The organism is Rhodanobacter sp. C06 (assembly GCF_002001105.1).
In the GTDB taxonomy this organism is placed as follows: Bacteria; Pseudomonadota; Gammaproteobacteria; order Xanthomonadales; family Rhodanobacteraceae; genus Rhodanobacter_A.
The window spans coordinates 39896-61700 of record NZ_MUNP01000039.1 but is presented as its reverse complement, the minus strand read 5'-3'; the positions used below and the strand labels follow the sequence as shown (position 1 = coordinate 61700).

The 21805-nt window shown below is 62.9% G+C and carries 20 protein-coding genes; all 20 read right to left on the bottom strand.

All coding sequences use genetic code 11. The annotated features are described in order from the left end of the window. Window positions 1–163 precede the first annotated feature (163 nt). The 20 genes from B0E52_RS06555 to B0E52_RS06455 all read right to left on the bottom strand — a co-directional run bounded on the left by B0E52_RS06555 (window position 164) and on the right by B0E52_RS06455 (window position 21496). Window positions 164–727, bottom strand: coding sequence for a uracil-DNA glycosylase family protein (locus B0E52_RS06555; RefSeq protein WP_077482809.1), 564 nt, complete (start codon window positions 725–727; stop codon window positions 164–166). Between the two features lie 26 nt (window positions 728–753). After that, a complete protein-coding gene (locus tag B0E52_RS06550; protein ID WP_077482801.1) occupies window positions 754–2127 on the bottom strand; it encodes an FAD-linked oxidase C-terminal domain-containing protein in 1374 nt (457 codons plus the stop codon). Between the two features lie 46 nt (window positions 2128–2173). Further along, window positions 2174–4120 (bottom strand): hypothetical protein, encoded by a 1947-nt coding sequence (locus B0E52_RS06545; RefSeq protein ID WP_139351609.1) that lies wholly within the window; start codon window positions 4118–4120, stop codon window positions 2174–2176. Then, window positions 4117–4650 (bottom strand): hypothetical protein, encoded by a 534-nt coding sequence (locus B0E52_RS06540; protein WP_077482797.1) that lies wholly within the window; start codon window positions 4648–4650, stop codon window positions 4117–4119. The genes B0E52_RS06545 and B0E52_RS06540 overlap by 4 nt, the downstream gene beginning before the upstream one ends. A 114-nt stretch (window positions 4651–4764) precedes the next feature. Next, complete coding sequence (locus B0E52_RS06535) at window positions 4765–5577, bottom strand: hypothetical protein (RefSeq protein WP_139351608.1); 813 nt, start codon at window positions 5575–5577, stop codon at window positions 4765–4767. Between the two features lie 88 nt (window positions 5578–5665). Continuing rightward, window positions 5666–7432, bottom strand: coding sequence for a type IV secretory system conjugative DNA transfer family protein (locus tag B0E52_RS06530; protein WP_254426727.1), 1767 nt, complete (start codon window positions 7430–7432; stop codon window positions 5666–5668). A gap of 123 nt (window positions 7433–7555) precedes the next feature. Further along, a complete protein-coding gene (locus B0E52_RS06525; protein WP_254426726.1) occupies window positions 7556–8005 on the bottom strand; it encodes a hypothetical protein in 450 nt (149 codons plus the stop codon). Between the two features lie 35 nt (window positions 8006–8040). After that, entirely contained in the window at window positions 8041–9369 is a 1329-nt protein-coding gene (locus B0E52_RS06520) for a peptidoglycan-binding domain-containing protein (protein WP_077482792.1), read from the bottom strand. A 41-nt stretch (window positions 9370–9410) separates the two neighbouring features. Further along, window positions 9411–10091 carry a lysozyme inhibitor LprI family protein gene (locus tag B0E52_RS06515; protein WP_077482790.1) on the bottom strand — a complete coding sequence of 227 codons (681 nt, stop codon included), beginning with the start codon at window positions 10089–10091 and terminating at the stop codon, window positions 9411–9413. Window positions 10092–10621: 530 nt separating this feature from the next. Then, window positions 10622–11746, bottom strand: coding sequence for a type IV secretion system protein (locus tag B0E52_RS06505; protein ID WP_077482787.1), 1125 nt, complete (start codon window positions 11744–11746; stop codon window positions 10622–10624). Between the two features lie 64 nt (window positions 11747–11810). Beyond that, on the bottom strand, window positions 11811–12590 hold the full coding sequence (locus tag B0E52_RS06500) for a type IV secretion system protein (protein WP_168174143.1): 780 nt from the start codon (window positions 12588–12590) through the stop codon (window positions 11811–11813). A gap of 32 nt (window positions 12591–12622) precedes the next feature. Continuing rightward, window positions 12623–15106, bottom strand: a complete 2484-nt coding sequence (locus tag B0E52_RS06495; protein WP_077482784.1) for a VirB4 family type IV secretion/conjugal transfer ATPase — start codon at window positions 15104–15106, stop codon at window positions 12623–12625. A gap of 47 nt (window positions 15107–15153) precedes the next feature. After that, window positions 15154–15462 carry a VirB3 family type IV secretion system protein gene (locus tag B0E52_RS06490; protein ID WP_077482782.1) on the bottom strand — a complete coding sequence of 103 codons (309 nt, stop codon included), beginning with the start codon at window positions 15460–15462 and terminating at the stop codon, window positions 15154–15156. After that, window positions 15455–15862 carry a TrbC/VirB2 family protein gene (locus B0E52_RS06485; RefSeq protein ID WP_077482781.1) on the bottom strand — a complete coding sequence of 136 codons (408 nt, stop codon included), beginning with the start codon at window positions 15860–15862 and terminating at the stop codon, window positions 15455–15457. The genes B0E52_RS06490 and B0E52_RS06485 overlap by 8 nt, the downstream gene beginning before the upstream one ends. 203 nt (window positions 15863–16065) lie before the next feature. Next, complete coding sequence (locus tag B0E52_RS06480; protein ID WP_077482779.1) at window positions 16066–16986, bottom strand: lytic transglycosylase domain-containing protein; 921 nt, start codon at window positions 16984–16986, stop codon at window positions 16066–16068. A 42-nt stretch (window positions 16987–17028) separates the two neighbouring features. Next, window positions 17029–18060, bottom strand: coding sequence for a P-type DNA transfer ATPase VirB11 (gene virB11, locus B0E52_RS06475; protein ID WP_077482777.1), 1032 nt, complete (start codon window positions 18058–18060; stop codon window positions 17029–17031). 20 nt (window positions 18061–18080) lie between these two features. Further along, window positions 18081–19283 carry a TrbI/VirB10 family protein gene (locus B0E52_RS06470; protein WP_077482775.1) on the bottom strand — a complete coding sequence of 401 codons (1203 nt, stop codon included), beginning with the start codon at window positions 19281–19283 and terminating at the stop codon, window positions 18081–18083. Then, a complete protein-coding gene (locus tag B0E52_RS06465) occupies window positions 19280–20047 on the bottom strand; it encodes a TrbG/VirB9 family P-type conjugative transfer protein (RefSeq protein ID WP_077482773.1) in 768 nt (255 codons plus the stop codon). Before B0E52_RS06465 ends, B0E52_RS06470 begins: the two co-directional genes overlap by 4 nt. Then, window positions 20044–20994: a type IV secretion system protein gene (locus B0E52_RS06460; protein WP_077482772.1), complete on the bottom strand. Its 951-nt coding sequence runs from the start codon at window positions 20992–20994 to the stop codon at window positions 20044–20046. The genes B0E52_RS06465 and B0E52_RS06460 overlap by 4 nt, the downstream gene beginning before the upstream one ends. Window positions 20995–21037: 43 nt before the next feature. Further along, window positions 21038–21496: a hypothetical protein gene (locus tag B0E52_RS06455; RefSeq protein ID WP_077482805.1), complete on the bottom strand. Its 459-nt coding sequence runs from the start codon at window positions 21494–21496 to the stop codon at window positions 21038–21040. Window positions 21497–21805: the final 309 nt, after the last annotated feature.

The window sequence follows — 21805 nt, the reverse complement described above, 5'->3', positions numbered from 1 at the left end:
AAGAGTAGGTCACCGCCAGGGGCTTTATCCCTCAAACGCCCTCACCGATACCGGTGAGGGCGTTTGCCTTTGGACGGGTCGCGCCACCGGGGCGTGTGAAGCATCCCCGTTGGCGAGTTTCCAGCCGGCGGGACGAACAAGAAGCCGGTTGTTAGGGCTGTCCCTAACGTAACGTCGCGGCCACCAGTCGCCGCAGTTCCGGCAGCAGCTCCGCCTCGAACCACGGATTGCGCGTGAGCCACAGCCGGTTGCGCGGGCTGGGGTGCGGCAGCGGCAGCACGCCGCGCGCGAGGTGCTCGGGCCAGGCCAGCACGGTATCGGTGAGCGTGCGGCCGCGCCGCTCGCCGAGCAGGCCGGCCTGCGCGTACTGACCGATCGCCAGCGTCAGCCGCACCTGCGCGAGGCGTGGCAGCAGCAGCGGATGCCAGGTCGGCGCGCACTCCGGGCGTGGCGGCAGGTCGCCGCCCTTGCCGGTGCCGGGAAAGCACAGGCCCATCGGCACGATGGCGATCTTCGCGGCGTCGTAGAACACGTTCTTGTCGACACCCAGCCAGTCGCGCAGGCGATCGCCGCTGACGTCGTTGAACGGGATGCCCGTTTCGTGCACCTTGCGCCCCGGCGCCTGGCTCACGATCAGCAACCGCGACTGCGGCGACGCCTGCAGTACCGGGTGTGGCCCCAGCGGCAGGTACTGCTCGCAGATGCGGCAGGCGCGCACGCGCGCCATCAGTTGCTCGAAGGATTCGGCCTTGCTCACGGCAGCAGCTTGCCGGGGTTGAGGATGCCGTCCGGGTCGAACGCGGCCTTCACCGCGCGCATCATGGCGATGGTTCCCGTGCCCAGCGCCAGCGGCAGATAGTCGCGTTTCACCACGCCGATGCCGTGCTCGCCCGAGATCGTGCCGCCCAGCGCGATAACCAGCGCGAACAGCTCGGGCAATGCCGCATAGGCGCGCTCGATCTCGTCCACGTCGCGCGGCAGGAAGTTCACGTGCAGGTTGCCATTGCCCGCGTGACCGAAGCTCACGATGGGCACGGCGTGTTTTTCCGCCAGCCGGCGCACGCCATCCACCAGTTCGGGCAGGCGGGATACCGGCACCACCACGTCCTCGTTGACCTTGTGCTGGGTGGCGGCGCGCTGGGCGAAGGAAAGCGCCTTGCGCGCGGCCCACAGCGCAGTGGTTTGCGCGGCGTCCGTCGCCACCACGAGATCGGTCAGCCCGTCGCCGCGCGCGGCGCGGGCCACCGCATGGGCCGCCACGTCCAGCGTTTCCGGCTCGCCGTCCACCTCGATCATCAGCAGCGCGCCGGCTTCAGGCACGCCGGCCTCGGGCTGGTGGTCGCGGGCCAGTTTCAGCGCCAGCGCATCCATGAACTCCAGCGCGGAAGGCGTCACCGGCTGCGCCATGATGCGCGCCACCGCGCGCGCCGCCGCGCCCGCGTCGGTGTAGCTGGCCCGCAGCGAACGCACCGCGGCGGGCCTGGGCGTGAGCTTGAGCGTGGCCTCGGTGATCAGCGCCAGCGTGCCCTCCGAGCCGATCAGCAGGCGCGTCAAGTCGTAGCCGGTGGAATCCTTGGTGGTGTGCGTGCCCGCGCGAAAGCTTTCGCCCGTGCCCGCCACGGCGGCTAGGCCAAGCACGTTGTCGCGCGTGCTGCCGTACTTCACCGCCCGCGGCCCGCCCGCGTTGCAGGCGAGGTTTCCGCCCACCGCGCACCACGGCGCGGAACCGGGATCGGGTGCCCAGAAGAATCCGTGCGGCGCCAGCGCCTGCTGCAAGGCCTCGTTGGTCACGCCCGGTTCGACCACCGCGAGGCGGTCGTCCGGTGCGATGCGCAGGATGCGGTTCATCCGCGTGAAACACGCCACCACGCCACCCGCCATCGGCACCGAGGCACCGGTGGAACTGGTGCCGCCGCCGCGCGCGGTGAGCGGCACGCGATGCTCGCGGCAGGCGCGAACCAGCGCTTCCACCTGATCATGCGTGGTGGGAAATACCACCGCATCGGGCATCTGCGCGTGGCGCGAGTTGTCGTGGGCGCAGGCGCGGCGTTCCGTCTCGCCGGTGGCCACGGCGTCGGCCGGGAACGTCGCGTGCAGCCGGTCGAGGAAGGCGGGTGTCAGTGGCATCCCGCAAGTCTAATGCCGGTCGGGCGACTTGCCTGCCGGGAAACGATCAGTAGGCCGGGTAACCCGGCGCCGGATCTTGCTGCTGCGCCTGATTCTGGGCATGGAGCCGGCCCATCAGATGCGCCTGCTGCTGATCCTGCTGCTGGATGTGCTGGATGGACTGTTCGGGCGGCGGCGAAGGCTGGCTGAGGCTCACGCTGACGGGTCGCGCCCAGATGTCGTTGCCGCCGAAGTGCATGGTCGCCCGCGCCTCGTCGAGATGGATCGCGCCGAGGTTGTGGTTGCCGATGTGGTTCGCATGGCATGCCGCCGTGAACTGCAGCAGGCGCTGCTCGCCTGCGTCGGGAATGCGCCAATGCAGTTCGTTGTAGAGCCCGTGCAGGGAGCTCTCGGGGTGACGCGGGTCGTGGCGGTTCGGTGTGGCGGCGTCCGTGCGTGTATCCGATGGCGACCGATGCATCAGAGCGTCGGCAGTGGCGGAAATCGCCTGCCCGCGCAGCATCGTGCTTTCCGCATAAGCCGCACCCGTGCGTTCGGCGAAGGCATGAAGCGTTTCGCCCACTCGCTGGGCTGCATGCCCGACGGCGTCGACTCCTTGCGACACGACGCGGCGAGCAGCTTCGTAGGCCTGGGCGGTGTATTCCAGCGCGGCCTTGCTGCCTTGATAGGTGTTGATCGCCAAGTCGGCGCCAGACAGGGTGAGGGACTCGATTCCGTGGACAGCCGTGGTGGCGGCTCCTGCGGCGACATGCGCGCCGAGCTGGACAGTCTGCTTGCCTTGCTTCACCTGCTCAGCCGCCAGCCGGCTTGCTGCCTGGGCAAGTTCGCCATGCAGATGCATGCCTTCGGCCAGAGCCATGCCGGCCAGTGGCGCCGCAGGCATCCCGGGCGTCATGTGGATGCTGGCTTGGCGCACATTCGCTGCCAGGTGCTCGTCCATCTCATGCACGGCTTGCCCGGTCGCGCGTAGCGTCACGCTGGCTTGATCCAGGCCGTGCTCGATGCCGCGGACGACGCCGTTGTGTGCCACCGTCGAATGGATCGGCGCATCCACCTTTCTGGCATGCAGTTCGGCCAGCTGCTGCCGAAGGCGTGGCGAAAGGTTTTCCCAGGTGGAGGCGAGGTCGTGGCTGTCGGCATGGCGCAACGCCACGGCCAGCTCGGCGCGCTCGTGATAGACGTTGTTGCGATAGTGGTCGAAGGCAGCCTTGTTGTCGGCGTAGTTCTTCTCGTACTGGGCCAGCGTCCCGGGATCGAGCACGCTGAGCTTGCCGCTGCCGAGTTCGGGCACGAAATGCGTAATGCTGTGGTCGGAAAGCATCATCGTCAGGAGCGGATTCGGCGGCAGAGCGCCCGGAGCCGGATCCAAATAACGGCCCGCCTTCAGTGCAAGGGTGTCTTCGTTGCTCGCAAGCGGAACGATCTGCCCGTAATGGCGGCTGCCTGCGCTCACCACGTCTCCGGCCACCACGTAGTTGGTCACGCGGCTGCCACCTTCGGGCACGCCGTAACCCAGATCCACGGCGCCATAGGCGTTGAAGGTGACGCCACGCAGGCCGAAGCGGGATGCTTCGATTTCCGCGAGCGTGCCGCCGAGCGAGTGGCCGGCGACGGTGATGTGGTCAGTGTCGATGCCGTGCCGTGCGGCCTTGTCGAGCACTTCCTGCGTGAAGGCCCGTGCACCGGCTTCCTGGGGATTGATCCGGTCCTTCACCATCGTGAAGTCGACCACGGCGTCCTGGGCGGTGGTACGGGTGTGGTGACGGATGTCCGGATCGGTGCCGCGGTAGGCGATGATGATGTTGTGCGGCGGGGCGACTTCCTTGTAGGCGGTGGCGTGGAAGCCGGTGGCGGGGTCGGCGGCGTAGCCAAAGACCGTGTATCCCTGGCCGTCAAGATAGGCGTGCCTTTTCGGGTTGCCGACGTCGCTTTGAGGGCGATCCATGTAGGCGTCACTGGCAGCGTCAGCGGAGGCTTGGGGGCTGAGGTTCATGGCGAGACCTCCTTGATGGCAACGGTGATCGGAAAGAATTGGTCTGGGTGTTTGGCGACTTCGGGATCATCTGCACTGGTCAACCATGCGTCATCGCCTGACACCGTGCGATCCATGAACTCGCTCACTTTGAAGTAATCCGTTTGCGGACCCTTGCTGAGCAGCATTTCCAGGATGTCTCCCGCCCCGAACATTTCGCCGTGCACAGTGAAGCCGACTCCGACGTCAGTCGCGTCCCAGTGGCATTCCCCCAGCCCGTAGTAATCCTCGTCTTGCATGTGGTCACGGTAGAAATAGCCCTTCCAGGTGCTCTCGCCGACGCGGGTCATCTCGATGTTCACGCCAACCCCCGTTGGCTTGATATGTACGCCAAGGAACTTGTTCTCTGGTGTGCATTTCGGATTGACGACCTCGTAGCTTATGTAGCCTTTCACCTGATCCCACGGCCCCGGCGCTTCCGCCGTGGCGGTGACTTCGTAGCGCTTGACCGGGTGTGGATTCTTTTTGGGATTTTTCGGGTCGGCATGCATGGGAGAGCATCCTGCGGTCAGGGCGAGCGCCAGAAAGAGAATGGTGGCGGTTCTACACGGCATGATCAAAATCCATCCAATGTTTGTCCGAGCGGCTGATTTGACCGTACCATTTCAATCGACCTCGCCGGCTCGGTAGTAGCTGCTAACCCGCTGTGCTGCTTGGTCGAATAGCGCAGGCCATTCGCTGACTGGCTGCGGCTTGGGCTTCTCGCATGTCTTGGCGTTCTGCAAGGCGCACTGCATCCGTAGCAGGCCATAGGAGGCGGCCCAGTGCGTGTCGTAGTGGATGTCGTTGGCGCCGACCTTTTCGCGGGCATACTGGATGCCGGCCTCGATCGCTGCGGCGGCCTGGTCGGGATGGTCCTTCATGAATTGGATGACGACCTGCGCGTCCTCATCGAAGGGCAGCGCGAAGAAGGCTTGGTTGTTTGCTATCTCGGCACGACCGCTCTTGTCGGCGAAGCGCAGCGCGTCATACCAGCCAAGCGTGGCTTGCGTGGCGATCATTTCCAGCAGCAAGCCGATGTCGGGAGACTTTTTCTGCAGCTCCTTGGGCACGTAGAAAATGCCGAACAGCTCCATGGTCTCGATGGGTGTAAGTTTCCCTTTCTCGGCGGCAGTCAGGGTGGCGTCGAATCCGCGAAGCGCTTTGGCATGCTCGGCTGGAGTGGCGTTCGGGTCGCGAATCACCTTGATGATCGCGTGGGTCCACTCGCTGCGTACCTGCCATGCATCCTGAGGCGCCTGCACCTGGACGACTTTGCCTTGCGCGTGGGCAGAAGAGGGCGTCGCGGTCACCCCGATAAGAACCACCAGCGCGAGGCCTGTGAAATGCCCTTTTATGAGCTTCCAGACAAGCGATGGCTTGCTTGTCGACTGGAGGTGCGGGTCCTTCCTGGAGTTTTTGAAGTCGCTGTATGTCATGAAACATCCTGTGGTCATGGTCTAGGCAAGAGGTGCGTGACCGAGAAGACATGTCGTTGCGCCGTCGCTTCACGCGCAGGCGCGTGCATTACTGCGCCAACAGCTGCCTGGTCCTGGGATTTGTCGGTTCAACTTGGGCGCGTTCGACGAGCATCTGCGGTAGCGCAGTCCGTTCAATGCTGGCGGGCGGCACGCCGGCTCGCTCCCTGAGCGCCTTGTCCTTGAAGAACCAGTTCTTGTGGGCGCGAATGGGCTTGCAGCCCTCGTAGAAGATGATCTCCTCGTCCTGCGGCAATTCCTTGATCTCCTGTGGCAGGAACAGGGCGCGCTTCTCCTCGTTGTAGCTGATTGACACCTGGTGGCTGTCGCGCCCACGGCCGCGGCTGCGGCTTTCCTGCTTCCTGCGCACCGTCTTGTAGCCGAGCATTTCGCTGTATTCGTTGGCGTCGGCCTGTTCGCGCGGGGCGAACACGATCTGCGCGCCGTGGTTGGTGATGAAGTTCTGCGCGTCGTGGTCGCCGTAGGCCGAGCGCAACTGCGACCGGCTCTGCACGATGCATAGGTCGCGCACGCCGTAGCTGGCGGAGATCGAGATGCGCTTGGCCCACACGTCCACCCGGCCCATGGCGGTGAACTCGTCCATCAGCATCAGCAGCTGATGCTTGAGCTCCGGCTCCTCGCCCAGTTGCTTGCCCAGGTTGGCGCCGATCACGGTGCTGAAGAAGATGTTCAGCAGCTTGCTGCTTTCGTCGAGCTTGTTGGTGGGGATGATGACGTAGAGGGTGGTGGGCCGCTTGCGCAAGGCGTTGACGTCGAAGTCCGTGGCATTGGTGGCGGTGGCCAGGATCGGGCTCAGGAACTGCTGCAACGGCGCCTGCACGGTGGCGATGACCGAGGAGAAGGTCTGCTCGGCCAGCCCAAGCAGGTTGCCGAACACGGTGCGGGTCTGCGGACTGACATAGGCATAGGCGGGATCGGCGAGGATCTGCTGCAGCGTCTCCTTGATGCCCTTGCCATCCATGCCGCTGGAGAGGCGCAGGATGCGCTCCAGGCTCGGGAACAGAATCGATGTATTCGGGTCGAGTTGCATCGATGCCGGCGTGCCCGCGCGCTGCTGGGCCAGCACTTGGGCGTCCCAGATCTCGAACATGAAGGAGGCGAACGCCGCGAAGGTCGCACGCGACTGGCTGGTCCAGAACGGATCCTTGCCCGCCTCATCCGGATACAGGATGGCGGCCATGGTCTGGAGTTCGCCGAGGCGCTTGCCTGGGTCCATGCCGGCCATGAGGGACATCGGGTTGAAGCGGTGGGTGTTCCCCGCATCGTCGTAAGGCGCCCATACGCGAATGACGTGGCCTTGCGCTTCCCGCCAGCCGCTGGTGGCCTTGAACAGCTCGCCCTTGAGATCGAGCACCATCATTGATTGGGCGTACGAAAGCAGCACCGGGATGGCAATGCTGGTGGTTTTTCCGGAACGCGTGGGGGAAATGGCGATGGCGTGCTGGGCGCCGTTCAACCACAGATAGCGTCCCCGGTACTTGCCGATCAGGATGCCTTGCGCACTCTGCGTCAGCAGGCCGGCCTTGCGCAGATCGGACAGGCTGGCGAAGCGGGCATCGCCATGCAGGGACTCGACCTTGCGCCGGGACAACGGAATCAGCAGGAGCAGCCATGCCAGCAAGGGCAGACCGAAGCCGAATCCGCCGGCCAGCTTGATCTTGCCGGCATAGGGCACGTACTGCGGCAGATTGGTGGCTTGGAGGTACTGCCACCAGGTATTCCAGGCGAGCAGCGAACTCTTCAGGTTGAGCAACCACAGCGTGAGCCAGCCAGCGAGGTAGAGGCCTCCGAGCATGGCGGCCACGAGCAGCATCACTGCGAAAACCAACTTTCCTTGGCGCATCCTTCAGTGCCTCGTCGAGCGTTTGGGTGGCATGCGCATGGGCCATGCCGGCAGGCAGACAAACGAGGGGTTCACTCAGGGGCTGTAACCCCATTGCGCGATGATGGCGTTGAGGATGGCGAGATTGGTGGGTTCCTGAACTCCGGGGCAGGTCATCAGGAACTGTCGGCGTGCCGTGGCGGTAGATCCACTGTCGAATTCCGGATCCCACACCTGGATGGCATGGAAGGCAGCGATGGGGGCGGTGCAGGCCGCACCGCCCGGGGTGCCTACGCCAGACACTCCAGCCATGCAGGTGTAGACCGTACAAGGATCTGCGGCTTGGGCATGTGCGTTGCCAACGGTCAATCCGATGGCGCCAATGGCGAGAGCGGCAAGCAGAGTGCGCGATTGCATGACTTGACTCCTTGTGGTCATGAAGATCTGGCGCGAGGTTGGATCAATCAGGCACGAGGTCCCGTGCGGGAGCTCCCGATGCTGCCAAACACTCGCTATCGATACGGTGGCGAAGGTGGCGTCGGCCATGAACAGGGCGTTGCCGGATACGCGACGGACCTGGGCTAGATGGTCAAACTGCTGCGGCTTGGTTGATGTGGCTGTGGTGGAGTCGGGGGTGCCTGATCGGAAGTCGGCAAGGCTGTCGCTGTCGCAGAGCTTTGCGTCACCGGTGTTTGCAAGGCTGTTGCGGTGTCGACGGAACCAAACTTCGCCTGCTCCATCGCCGATCTCGGATGCTGGGCGATGTAGATTCGGCTACCGCTGTCGCCGAGGACCACTTGGTCGATGCGTGTAAGACCTTCGCGTTTGGCCTCGACGGTGAGTGCGCCAGCCATGTTCAGGCGCTGCTGTTCGGTGGTTGGATGGTCATGTTGCGCATCGAAGGTGCGTACACCAGCAAGCGCCTGCTCGAACAAGGCGTGGTCGGGGTGGCGTGGATCGGTCAGGCCGCGGGCGGTGGTGTGTTGCAGCAAGACCGTCTGCATGGCCTGTTGGGTTAGGGGGCCGGCCTTGCCGTCCACGGTGAGGCGGTGGTCGTGCTGGAAGTGTTCCACGGCGTGGCGGGTGTCGGGGCCGAAGACGCCGTCGGCTGCCGGGGGCTTGCCGTGGTGGCCGGTGTAGCCGAGGCGGGCCAGGTCGGCTTGCAGGATCTGCACAGCATGGCCATGGGTGCCTTGCTGGAGGGTGGAGCCCGCCTTGTCTGAAATGTGATTGGGAGCTTTCGCGGGAGAGCCCAACTTGAGTATGCCCATCGCCTCACCGAACCGCTCGGCGCGACTTTCGACGGCTTTGGTATTGGCATTGTCGTGACCGTACCCCGTGGCGCTGATGAACCTCTGGAGGTCCTCCTGGGTCGGCGGGTCGCCCGCTTGCACCGTTCCGCCGACGAGCTTTTCCGATTTCCCGGCAAGGAAGCCGACAAACTGCGGGCCAGCGGGCCCAAATTGATTCTCGTAGTCGGCAATGCCTAGTTGCAGTATTGGGTCTTTGCTGATGGCTCCGGCCGCAGCTTGGCTTTGCATACCAACCCGATCAATGATGGCGTTCACGCCGGCGATGGACTTGCCCAGCTGTTTGTTGATGAACTGGTCAATCTTGTCCTGCTGGACTGCCTGCAACTTGATATCAAGTGCATTCAATTCCGTGCGCGACAGTCCGCCGTGTTGTGACAACTTTTTGATGTCGTCATCGCCGAATCCGTTCTCCTTCAAGAATCCTTTCACATCTGCTCCATTCTTTCCCACGTCGAATTGCAGCAGGCCGAACGTGTAGGTGCTGTTACCCTTCTCTGCGTAGGTAAACCGGTTCAGGTTTCGCGTGTTGCCCCCGAGCTCCGTTTCAAGGAAAAGCGTGCGCAACTGATCATGTGTGATGGTGACGTTGTTTGGCATGACAAACTCCTTTTAGTTCATGTCGGGAGCTGGAAAGACGGTCAGCCTCCGAAGCAGTAGCTGTGGGTAAAGTCGATCAAGTCCTTGCCGGAAGCGTCCTTTGGTGTAGCGGGTCGCATCTGGAAATGCCCGAACATGTCGTCATTGCAGATCTCCACGGCCTTGCGTTGCGTACCGTCTTGCAGGATGCAGATGCCGCCGTAGCTGTTGTTGCTGTTTGCCGTGCCTACCGGCAGGTTGATGAGGTGGCTGCAACTGATGATCTTGCCGCTGCGCTTTTGCTCCATCAGCGACTTGTTGAACGAGGCGATCCGGATGCTGGTGTCGCGATAAGTCACCACGTTGGTACACGGGCCGCCATTGTCCAGTAGTTCGCACGACGAATCGTCGATGATGTACTTCTCGTTGCGTACCAGCACTGCGATGCGCGTCGTGTATGCCTGCTGCAGGCAGGCCTCGTCTTGGCAAACGTCCCGGGTGTACGCAATCCAGTGGCGCTGCTCTTCGGTCAGCGCCTTTTTGCTGGATGAGGCGACAGCTGCCTGCGCTGCCTTGTAGGCTTCCTGCAACTTGTCATCCAGTGCAGATGTCTTGGCGTTCTTGCAAATCAGCGTTTCTGTAGTGCCCGTGGCCTTGCCACAATCGAAGCTGGCGGAAATCGCGCGCGGAACCGCAACAAAAAAAAGAATGCAGAGGGCGCAGGGAAGGAACAGTGTTTTCATGGAGGGCATGGGCTATTGAGTCCGTACAGGTAGGCTGCAGGCGGAGTAGTAGACATGGCAGTCATGATCTTCACCATCAGCACTGCAAGTTTTCATGGCCAATTGATTCGCGGCATCTGCTGTGCTTCCAGTGTTGATGCTGTATCCCTTGCTACCCACAGCCAATGTCACACATTCGTTGTCGTAGGCTATTTCGAGCTTGCAGGGTGCTCCCCCTTTCGTCTGGCAGTCAGCCATGGCTGCTTGTTGCGCACCACTCTCGCTGGATTGATCTGTTGCAGCCCCGAGGACTCCCTTGACTGAGTCGGTCGCAATAGCCCCCCAACGACTAGCCCATTGTGGTGGAGGCGATTGCTGGGAGCGTTGTTGTTGTTGGCCGTTGCCATATCCCGGAATGGGGGCGCAGCTTTGCGGGCCCGCTTGACCTTGCGGAGCGCCTATCGGGTAATAGCCGCGCGGGCAATTGCCCTCGGCACGAGCCATGTTGCCTAGCAAGAGCAGTAATCCAAACAACAAAAGTCGACAGGTTTTCATCGTGTACCTCCCACGGGGGGGGGCATGGGAGCCGGCCTGATGGCATCGGCATAGGTGGAGGTAGAGGTTCCAGTCAGGCGTGTAGTCGCACCGAGGTTGTTATTAAAACCAGTATGCCCCGCATGTCTTCCTGGATCAGCCGTTTGCGCTGTGCCCGATGCTGGCGGCACATACGTCCCACCAGCATATCCGCCACCGTACGACCCCGGCGGCTGTCCCTGCGGCCCAAGGCGCGATGCGCCGCCCATGCCGAACGCAGAATACGTCAGGAAGTTGCCCATCGTCCCCTGGAAGAACATCGCCGCCATCGGCGGCACGGAGATGATCAGCACGGTCATCAACAAACCGATGCCACCCTGCTGTAATGCCTGGCTGGACAAGCCTTCCGCACCGAAGCCGGTCATGTTGTTGATGGCGTTCGCCGACCACAGCGCGGCGGCTACGCGCAAGGTCAGTTGCAGCGCCAGTGAGCTGACGAAGCTAAGCATAGCCATGGAGAACAATGTCCCGAGTCCATACATCAGCCACTTCTGGAATAGCCCCTTGGTCTGCTCGAAGATCAGGCAAAGAATGAATAGCGGCCCGAGGCCAATGAACAAGGCGAGGGCGAAGTTGTACAGCAACAGCATCGCGCCAGCGGCCATGGGCGCGCTGGCGGTACCGAAGCCGGCCAACAGCAGAGCGTGGTTCTTCGTATCGCTGGTTGCTTGATCGCCAGAGGGCACCTGCACAGCATCGATGGCGCCCAGCGCCAATTGCGTCCAGGCCAGGTTGTTGTCGATGGTTTGCGCGGCGGTCTCGTTGCTGCCCGTGAACATCTGGTTGATACCAGTGCTGAGGTCTGTGGTGAAGAGCTGATGCAGGTTCGTGCCGAAGATGCCCATGGTGGTGGCTACAGTGACGATAACGACTACCCGCGTCATGTTCGTCACCATTGCCATCAGCGACTCGTGCATCTGCCCGGTGATGATGCGGTAGCCTTGAATCATGATCCACAACGTGACCATGACCAAGGCAATGGCACTTGCCCAGGTCATGAAGGTGGCCATAAGGCTCATGCCGAACGAGTTGATTTTGTCGTTCAACCAGTTGTAGATCAGTACGTAGTAAACATATCCCATTGCTGCCGTTCCCGTTGGCGTGGCAAGTTGCTTGCGTCGCGCAGTGCGACGCTAGGTGCTCGGATCAATGAAAGGCCGCAGCGAATGTCGATGCCTGAACGACATTGCCAAGCAGCGTGTTGCTGCCATTCAAAAGTATTCTAGCCTGCACGCCTTGCTGGTTTTGCAGGTAACTGATCATCTGATCGTCAGCCAGAACTTGGCTGTTCCAGGTTTTCATTTCAGTCTCAAGTGCAAGGCTGTTGGCCTCGATATTGCCTTTGACGCCGTCCATGGCGCCCTGACTTGTGCCGACCGAATCGAGTTGGCTCGAAAGCGATTTCAGATTGGCCGAGTAGTCTCGCAGGCGATTCATCATCTTGATGGTCAGGTTGTACTTGTCGATCTGACGGAACTGGATCTGTTCGCAGATTTTGCGCTGATTGGCGGTGATCGATGAGCCAACATCAGGGGTGAAAATCTGGAGAAGACCTGCGGACGCACCGCCAAGTCCGCTGCCATCGGCGCTTGGGCAAGCTTGCATCACTTGCTGCTGCGCATCGCTGTCTGAAATTTCCTGATAAGTGTTCTGCATGGTAGGCAGCGAAAAGTTCATTTGCGTCATGCTGATCAATTGCTGTTGGTAATGTTGCAGTACGGCCTGGTACTGCGCGATATCCTTGGCATATTGCTCGAGTGTTTTCGCAAAATTGGCTACGTCCTTCGCGATGTGGGCAGGATCGATAGTTACAACTTGTGCTCGCGCGTTGCCTTCAGGCAAGCCGCAGGCAAGGCAGATACCTAGCGCCAGAGCAGTCTTGCATGCAGCGCGCCGGTACAAGGTGCCGCGTCGTGCATTCTTCATGGCGGACTTCTCCATACGGATTTTCATTGGTTCTACATGCTGGCCGAGCGCGGCGACACCGCTGATTGCGACGGTTTACCGGGTTTTTGCTTGCCGCTCCCCTTCCGATTCGCATAGAACGTCTCCAGCCACTGCTCCGGCCTAAGTGTGTCCACGGCAACACCGTTGGCGGCGGCGTGCTCGTGCAGCACCTGATGCATGATCTCGATGTTGTCGGTGGAGGCGGAGATCACCGAGAGCGCGTCGTCCATGCCGCGCAGGTTGAGCTGGCAGACGGCGCTGGCGTGACCTTGCTTGACGAGGAAGCAGCGCGAGCGTTCGTCCAGGCTCACCACCACCTGGTATTCGGCTTCGGTGAGCTTGAGGCCTTCGACGTAGTCTTCGCGGCTGGCGTTGGGGTTGGGCAGCAGGATCATGGTGGCGGTCTGCTCGATCAGCGCGGCGGCGATGTCGCTGACCAGCGCGTCTTCCGGGCTCTGGGTGGCGAAGATGCCGAGGCCGTTCTGCTTGCGGATGGTCTTCTGCTTGTTCTTGGCGAATTCCTTGAGGCCTCCCTTGCCGTCGAGGATCTTCCAAAACTCGTCCATCACGTAGATCAGCGGACGGCCATCGATCAGCGCCTCCAGTCGGTGCAGCAGGTAGTTGATCACCGGCACCCGCACCTCGGGGTTGTCGATGATATCGGTGTAATCGAAGCCGATGATGCTGGCGCGGGTCAGGTCGATGGTGTCGACGGGGTTGTCGAATACCCAGCCCAGCGAGTTGCCGGCCGTCCACTTGCGCATGCGCACGTACAGGCCGTCGTCGCCCATGTTGGGCAGGCTCTTCTGGAAGTTGGTCATGTTGCGCAGGCGCACCGGTGTATCAAGCATGCTCTCGACGGCACGGAAGATGTCTTCCTCCTCGCGCGAGCTATAGACGCTCTTGCCGGCCAGCACCTTGACGAGTTCGGCGAGGAACTGCACGTTGGCTTCGGTACGTTCGCAGTGGAACGGGTTGAAGCCGGTAGGCTGGCCGTTCTCCAGTGCCAGGTAGTTGCCGCCGCAAGCGCGCACGAAGATCTCGGCGCCGCGATCCTTGTCGAAGAAGAAGATGGTCGGCGTCGGCGTGTACTTCTGCACCTGGCTGAGCAGGAAGTTGATCAGTGCGGTCTTGCCGGTGCCGGACTTGCCGATGACCATGGTGTTGGCGATGGCCTTCTCGCCCAGCGAGTTCTCCGCCGGGTGGGTGGCGTGGAAGTTGAAGTAGTAGGGCTGGCCGTTCGTGGTCTGCAGCGTGGTGACGTAATCGCCCCAGGGGTTGTTCTCTTTCTTGCCGGTGGCGAAGTTGTGCAGCGGCGAGAGGCCAAGGAAGTTCAGCGAGCTGACGTTGGCCAGCCGCGTGCGGTATTTCCAGTTGCCGGGCAGCTGCGAATAGAACGATGCCGTGACGGCGAGGTCCTCCTTCACCGAGACGAAGCCGGCGTTGGACAGCTCGGCGCGGGTGGTCGCGATCTGCTGCGAGAGCGTCTCCTGGTTCGGTGCGTACACCGCAATGGTGAAGTGGTATTCGCCCAGCACGAAGTTGCCGGAGGCGAGCTGGTCCATGGCATGATCCATCTCGGCGATCTGGCTGAAGGCCTTGTCGCCGGAGGAAATCATCATGCCTTTGGTGCGGTCCAGCGCTTTGAGCGCGTCGTGACGGCCCATGGGGCTGAAGGAATGGGTGATAACGTATTCGAAGTCGAGGTACTTCAGCCCGTTGAGGATGCCCGGGTAGGTGCCGTCGGTGTATTCCTTGATGTTGAGGATGGCACCGAACTGGTTGACGCCGTCGGGCGTGGTGACGACGAAGTCGCCGGTCTTGGCCGAGAAGCGGTGCTTGCTCACTGGCAGGTAGTTGCATACCGGTGCGGGCAGCACAGGCACCGGTTCGTCGATGCGGTTGAGCAGGTAGCCGTAGAACTCCAGTGGTTCGGAGAACACCACGCCATTGGCGGCTTCGTACATGCCGAGACGATACGGTGCGTAGTCCTTCAGCACCGCCTCGACGTTGCCTGCCAATTCCAGCACCGTGCTGACGGCCTGCAGCTGCTCAGATTCCAGTCGGCCCAGGTCGCTGGATTTCTCGACGAAGCGCTTGCCGTTGACGATGGGGCGGTAGATCAGGGTGAGGTAGAGCTCGTTCTGCATCAGCTTCTGTGCGGACAGCGCGTCGTAATAGGTGTCCGACATCGTCTGGTTGAATGCCTGCGTGTAGCGGCTGTGGTCCTTGAGACGGCGACGGCGGCGCACGTCGTGCACCCAGAACGCCACGTTGACGAAATCCGGGGCGCGCAGGGTTTGCAGCATGCGGTTGAACGTGTTGTGGCGGTGCTCGATGTCCCACTCCTCGCGCCCCACGAACGGCAGCCCGCCCAGGCGCCACACCATCAGGAAATCGCCGCCCGTGGTCTTGAGCACGGTTGGCGACACATGGGTGGACAGCGGGACGAATTCGCTGATCGCGGTGTCGGGAATGAAGCTGGGCTTGGGCATGGTCCGATTCCGTGGCGGCACCCCGGCGAACCGGGGCACCTGGTGGCTTACTTCTTGTCTCTCGACTGTCCGCGGTAGCTGTTGGCCGTGAACACCCACATCCCGTCGTGTTCGCGCAGGTTTCGAACCCGGGTCCGGAACTGCAGTCGCAGGCCCAGCAGCCGGAAGATCATCTCGTCGCGGCGCGCCATCTGGCGCATCACGAAGATCACCGGCGGGATCAGCAGCAGGAAGAACAGGTTGAAGTACATCGACAACAGCAGGCACGCGCCCGCCCCCATGAAGAACGGCACATAGGGCACGCCCATAAACATGGGTGGGCGGGTGCAGCCGCGGAACAGCGCGTTCTTATGCATAGTGGTTCAGTGCGTGCGAGACCAAGCTCGCCGTGCACTGGGTGGCGCCGGCGGCCGTGGTACTGCCTGCCAGGAACATCTTCGCGATCTGGCCTGCCGCACCGATCAGCACGGCACCGATCAGGACGGGAGCCACGTCACCGATGCGCTTGTGCGCGAAGGCGATCTGGTAGCCGGAGAAGACCACCGCGATGGTCACGACCACGACGGAGATGGCGTTGAGGATCATGTTGATGTTGGTGGCGAACTTGCACGTGGTGTTGATGGTGTCCGTGGCGTCCTGGCCGAAGGCAAGGCTCGGCATGACCAGGGCGATGAGCACCGCCAGGTACAGGAACATGCCCAGGCGCGCGCGGCTGGAGCGGAGCAGGCTTTCGGTGACGATCTGGTTCGGTGCCATGTCGAGTTTCCTTGAGGTTGGTGGAGTACGTCGCGGTTGCCGGGCGTGGGCCGCTTCAGGGGAGGCTGGGTGGTGTACAGGCGGATTCACCGCGGGATGCATCGAGCGCTTCGGGGCGGGTTTGCGGCCATGCGGCCACTGGCGCGGACTGGCGAGTCCGTGAACCGGAGTGGGTCGTGCGCGCAGCGGACTGCGCCACGGTTTCAGAACACGAATGCGGCATCGTGATGTTCCTGGCCGGGAATGACTGGGCTGCCGAACTTCTCGGGCGATGCGGATGCCACCTGTGTCGATGCGGTATCACCAACCGACGTCGACTGGGGCGGTGGATCGTTCGGTCCGGTCACCTGCGGCACGAAAACCGATGACGCAGCGCCGGCGTTTGGTGCGCCGCTGGCATGTTCGGACACTGGCACCGCTGGCTTGATCGATGCCGGGGACGTCGGAGCGGAGTTGGGCGGAGCCTGCACCACGGAGTCGCGGGACGCTGGAGCGTGACTCGATGCGGCGCCATTTGCGGGAGCCGCGGCCGTCGTCGTCGTGTAGAACGCGACGCTGTGGATCGCCACGCGGTAGCCAGGGCTGTCCGCTGTCAGGGCTTCCGCTTTCCGAGCGCTACCGGGCGCGACCTGTGATGCGGACCTGAGCGGGATGGCTTGGGACGTGTCGGCATTGGCAGCCATGCCCGCGGCGCGATTGATGGAGTCGAACACCTTCTGCACGTAGCCATCGCGGTAGCCGGTGGTGAAGTTGCCCGAGTAGTAGCAGCTGAAGGCCTTGCCCCAGTCGCCGCCGGAACTGGCATGGCAGGCGGCGAGTATCTGCGCGCCGGCGGCCAGGTTGGGGCAGGGTTCGAAGGCCTTCTCGTAGGAGTCCAGGCCGTACTTGCCGAGGTTGGCGCGGTTCACTTGCGCCACGCCCAGCGAGTAGTTGTAGCCCTTGGCGTCGAGCATGTGCACGGTGGCCAGCGCCTCGGCCAGGTTCTTCGGCTGGCGCGCCAGCTGGCCGCCGACCACGCCGATCGCGTACGGGTTGGCGCCCGATTCGACCTCGACGACGTGGCGCATGACCTCGACCGGTACGGCGAGGTTGGGGCAAGCCATCAATCCGATTGCGGCGAGCATGTTGCGGCCTCCTGTATCCGTGCGAGCCTGGCGTGGCGGGGGTCAGGCTTGCGAAAAGCTGCGGCCCGGATCGAAATCGATGCCGGTGATGCAACGGCGCCCCGCGTGCGCCTTGATGTGCACGACGATGTCGATGGTCATCTTGAGCAGGCGCTTGATGGTGGCGAACTCCAGCCCGGCACCTTCGGTGGACGCCTTCACCATCAGGGCGAGCTGGTCCCAGGTCTGTTCCGTGCTGCCGGAATGGCAGCTGGTGATCGAGCCCGGATGGCCCGAGGCGCAGTTGCGGATGAAGTAGAACGATTCGTCGCCGCGCAACTCGGCCAGGATGATGCGGTCCGGCTTCATGCGCAGGCAGGCTTCCATGCAGCTCTTGGCGGTGACGTTGCTGGTGCTCTGGCCACCTTTCGAATAGAGCAGATGCACGACGTTCGGCTGCGCGATGAACAGTTCGCGCGCATCCTCGATCGTCACCAGGCGCTCGTTGTCGGGGATGTGGTGCACCAGCGACCTCATGAAGGTGGTCTTGCCGCTGCCGGTGGCGCCGGAAACCACGATGTTCTTCTTGTTCAGGACCGCCTTGCGGAAGAAGTCCGCGTAATGGCGTCCCGCCCGCAGCTCCAGCAGCTCGCGATCGGTATCGCCGATGCCTTGCCCGACCTCCACGATCTCGTCGAAGAAGCCGTCCTGCTGGTACTGGGCTAGCGTCTTCGCCTGCTTCGAGGGCAGGCGGATGGTGATGGAGACGTTGCCGGCCTCGCAGGCCGGCGGTATCACGAACTGCGCACGCTCGCCGGTGGGGAAAGTCAGCGACACGACGGGGTCGGTGTCGGTGATGCGTTGGCCGGTGTTGCTCTCGTTGACGACTGCGGTGCAGAACTGCCGGGCTCGTTCGAAGGTCAGCGCGGGAACCTCGACGCGTCGCCATGCGCCGCAGCTTTCCAGGTACAGCTCACCCGGGCGGTTGATGCAGATCTCGGTGACCTCCGCCGACGCCATGAACTCCCGTACTCCCAGCACGTCGTACTGGTAGTCGAGGAATTCGTGAGAGATCTGTGCGGCGAGTTCTTCCATGGTTCTTGAGGCGAGCCGGTTCAGAAGCGGGCCACGACGCCGCTGAAATCCACGTCCTTGGCGACGTAGACGTACACGATCGAGCCCTGGTTGATGGTCACGGTAGGCGCGCGGTTGGCTGCGGCCTGCACCGCTTGGTTGGCGAGGTTCTGCACGGTCTGCGCGGTATTGCTCTCGAACGGCTGTTGAGTCGCCACGCCGTAGCCGATGGTGGTGGTCTTCGGTCCATGTTCGGCCGCTTCGTACTTGAAGGCGTCGCTGAGCATGCTGATCAGCAGGGCCGAGCTGATGCGCTGGCCCCAGTGGGCGTCGTAATAGCCGGGAATGCCGGCGCCGCCAAGGTTGTCGATGCCGGGGCTTGCCATGTTCACGTCGATGCCGTTGGGCGTGATGATGCGGTCCCAGATCACCGCCATGCGATCGCCCAGCGGCCCGCGGTCGTAGGTGCCGAGCACCTTCGAACCCTTGGGCAGCAGCAGGCGCTGGCCGTTGAATGAGTAGACCGGCTCGGTGACCAGGCAGGAGGTGTAGCCCGGGATGTCCGAGATGATGCGTGTCTCCAGCACGCAGCGGATGTAGGTGCCCCGCTGCATCAAGGTGTCGGGATGGCGCAGCGGCTGGGCGCTGGTGACGGTCGAGTCCTTCAGGCTGCCCGGCTGCCCGAGACCCGCCGCAACCGGTATCGCCGCGGCGGTCGGCTGATCGGTGGCCTGGCCGCCGGCGCCGGCATCCTCCGCGCCGGCGATGCGACGCTGCACCAGACTCGACGGCTGCGGGACCGGTGGGGAAACCTGTTGCGTCGGCAGCGACGCGGCCGCCTGCTGCACGAGCGGGATGGGGTCGGGCTGCCGCGGTACGGGCGTCGGCGCCGGCAACGGCGGCAAGGCCAGCGACTTCGGTGGCTCCGCCACCGTGACCTTTTCCTCGCGCAGCTTGGGTGGTTCGCTGCGGCTGCTGGTGCCGGTGATCATCCAGTACGCGACGAACAGCAGGAGCAGCACGACCGCACCCAGCAGCAACAGCGCGCGCTGGTTCATGCGGCGGAGATCATGCGACTTCAGCTGGGGCGCGCCAGCGTCCAGGTCCGGTGCGGCAGCCTGCTGGTAGCGGGCGGAATAGGGGTTGCTTGCCAGCGGGTCGGCCTGGTGGCCCGGCATCTCGTGCGACGAGGCCGGTTGGGACGCGGTGCCGTCGCCGGGCTGGTTCGGAATGTTCGAGTTCACTTCGTAGTGTTCCTTCGCAGGCCCACGACATCGTTGCCGTGGCGGATGACCAGGTAGGGATACGTGCCGTGAACGATGATCGTGTTGCCCTCGACGGTCGTGTTCACCAGCGAGTCCTCGCCCTTTTCCTGTTCGCGCATGAACACCGCGGGGAAGTCGCCGGTCGGGAACTGCTTCAGGTCGCTCATCCGGATGTAGGTGAAGCGGCCGTCGTCGTAAACGTTGACGGGCACCAGCCAGGGCGCGGCCTTGCTGCGCGTGGCGTAGTCGTAGTCGAAGTTGTAGCTGCGTCCCGGGACCAGGCGGGTGTTCAGCGCCGAGGCCTTGGCGTCCTTCTTCATTTCCCTGGCGAAGCTGACATCGGCCGGATAGCTGAAGGTAATCTTGTATTCCACGCCGTCCCGCCGAGCCTGCTCAAGCGTCTTCCAGTCGGTAGCGACCACCTTCAGCTCGAAGATGTAGGAGTGCGTCGCCGTGCGGATCATCATGTTGGTGTCCACGTCGACGTTCTTCGGTTTGAGGTAGAAGACGTTGTCGCGTCGGGTGAGCTCCCAGCCGGAACTGAAGCCGGTGCTGTAGTCGAGGATCTTCTCCTGTGGACTCAGCTCGATCTGCGTGGTGATGCCGAGGCCCGTGCGCACCGGGTAGATGCGATTGGGCTGGTATTCGTACTGCTGCACGACCTGTGCGCTCGCCAGGGACGGTGTGCCGGCGAAAGCCGCGCACACCGCGACAGCCAAGCCAGGCAGGCTGGATCGGTTCATGGACGGCCTGCTCCCGTGGTGGCATTCCCGATGGCCGGCTCACGCGGTGGCATGGGCTGGCTGGTGCCGGGCGATTGGGTATCCGTGGTTGGCAACGGCGCTGTGGAGCCTGCTTGAGGCGCGGCCGTTGCCATGGATGGATCGGGCGCGGCTGCCGTCGTCGGAGCAGTTTCCTGGCCGGGCGCCGAGGAAGTGTCCGTCTGCAGATTTTCGGCGGGCGGGCTCGATGAGTAATCGTCGTCCACGCGGTAGTCCGTGACCCAGAACCCCAGCGGGTTCTGGATGCGACTCTGGTCGTCCATGTCGAGATTGGTCTTGTAGGTGAAGGCCAGGGTCGCGATCTTGTTGTCCAGCGGACGTGTGGATCCCGTCTGCTTGTCGTAGAGGCTCCGTTGGAAGCGCACGGTGGCGCCCTTGGGCGTCACGCCTGGTCCGCCGCCGGTAAGCACGATGCTCAGCAGCTTGACCCGGACGGCAGTGTCCTTGCCGTACTTCTTGTAGAGGCTGTCCGGATTGACCGACGAATAAAGGCGGGTGTATGCGGCACGGACCCCGGGCGAGGACATGGTTTGGACGGTGGTCCAGTCGCCCAGGTTGAGCATGGCCAGATCGTACGATTCGCGCGCCAACACGAAGTGCGCGACGTTGCTGCGATTGATCGCCTCGCTGGTGCTTATCCTGCGATGGGTCATGTCGTCAGTCAGGCGTGCGACGGTACTGGTGCCGGTATAGGCATCGGCCATGACGAGGTAGGGGATTTTCTGCTTGAGCGGCAACATGTAGAAGTAGCCGCCGGCAAGGATGAGCGCCATCGTGATTGCGCCGAACGCCACCAGCCACGCCCGGCGTTCGCTGCGCTTGGCGAGATCCGCGATCGTCAGTTCGAAATTGACCGACTGTGCAATCGTTTCGTCAATTTTCCTGCTGGATGAATTCTTCTTCAGCATCGGCGAGTATCCGTTCCTTCCGTGATGTTGCTGGCCCGCGAACTCACTTGGCGCCGGCGGCCGTGGCGGGTGGCGTTGCTGCGCGAGTGACGTTTTCGGCCGTGGCGTCCGAATTGCCGGCGGCGGGCGATCGGACTTCGATGCGCCGCGCATCGGCCGACACGGAAACCCCCTGCATCGCAAAGATGGAGTTGAGTCGCGCGACGGCGTCGTCGATATCCGTCGTGCGGATGCCCGAGACCGGCTGATAGAGCGTGACATCGAAGCCGAGCTGGTAAGACAGTTCTCTGCCCGAGTCCCTGGCCCAGCGTGCGAGCATCGTCTTGAGCGTTTCGTCCATCGGCGATGCGTAGAACACGTAGGCCGGATTCAGCGGTATCTCGGTAGGCGTGCTCTGGAAATGATTGACGGGTTTCCACGGGCCCGCGAAGTTCCTGGCCGGGGGTGTGCCGCATCCGGCTAGCGCCGCGATGACGAGCAGCGTGGCGCCTGTGCGGGTCAACTTCAGAAGATCCTTGTCCACGTCTGGTCCGCTGGTTGGGGTTGAGTGTGTTTGCCTTGCCGGGACTTCCATTTGCAGTACCCGGGATGCGATGGCATTACAAAATGCCGCCTTTATTCGCGGCGTCTGAGGCGCACCGGCATTGATTGAATAAGGGGATTGCCATATCGAGATGACGGGAGCGCAGCTGAGGAATCTCTGCCGCGGAATGCGGACGGGCGCCGCCTTGGTGGCGATTCGGGCGGGTGTCTGGTTGTTCCATCGCTTCGATATCCATTCGTGTATTCCATCCGGAGAAATCCGGTGCCC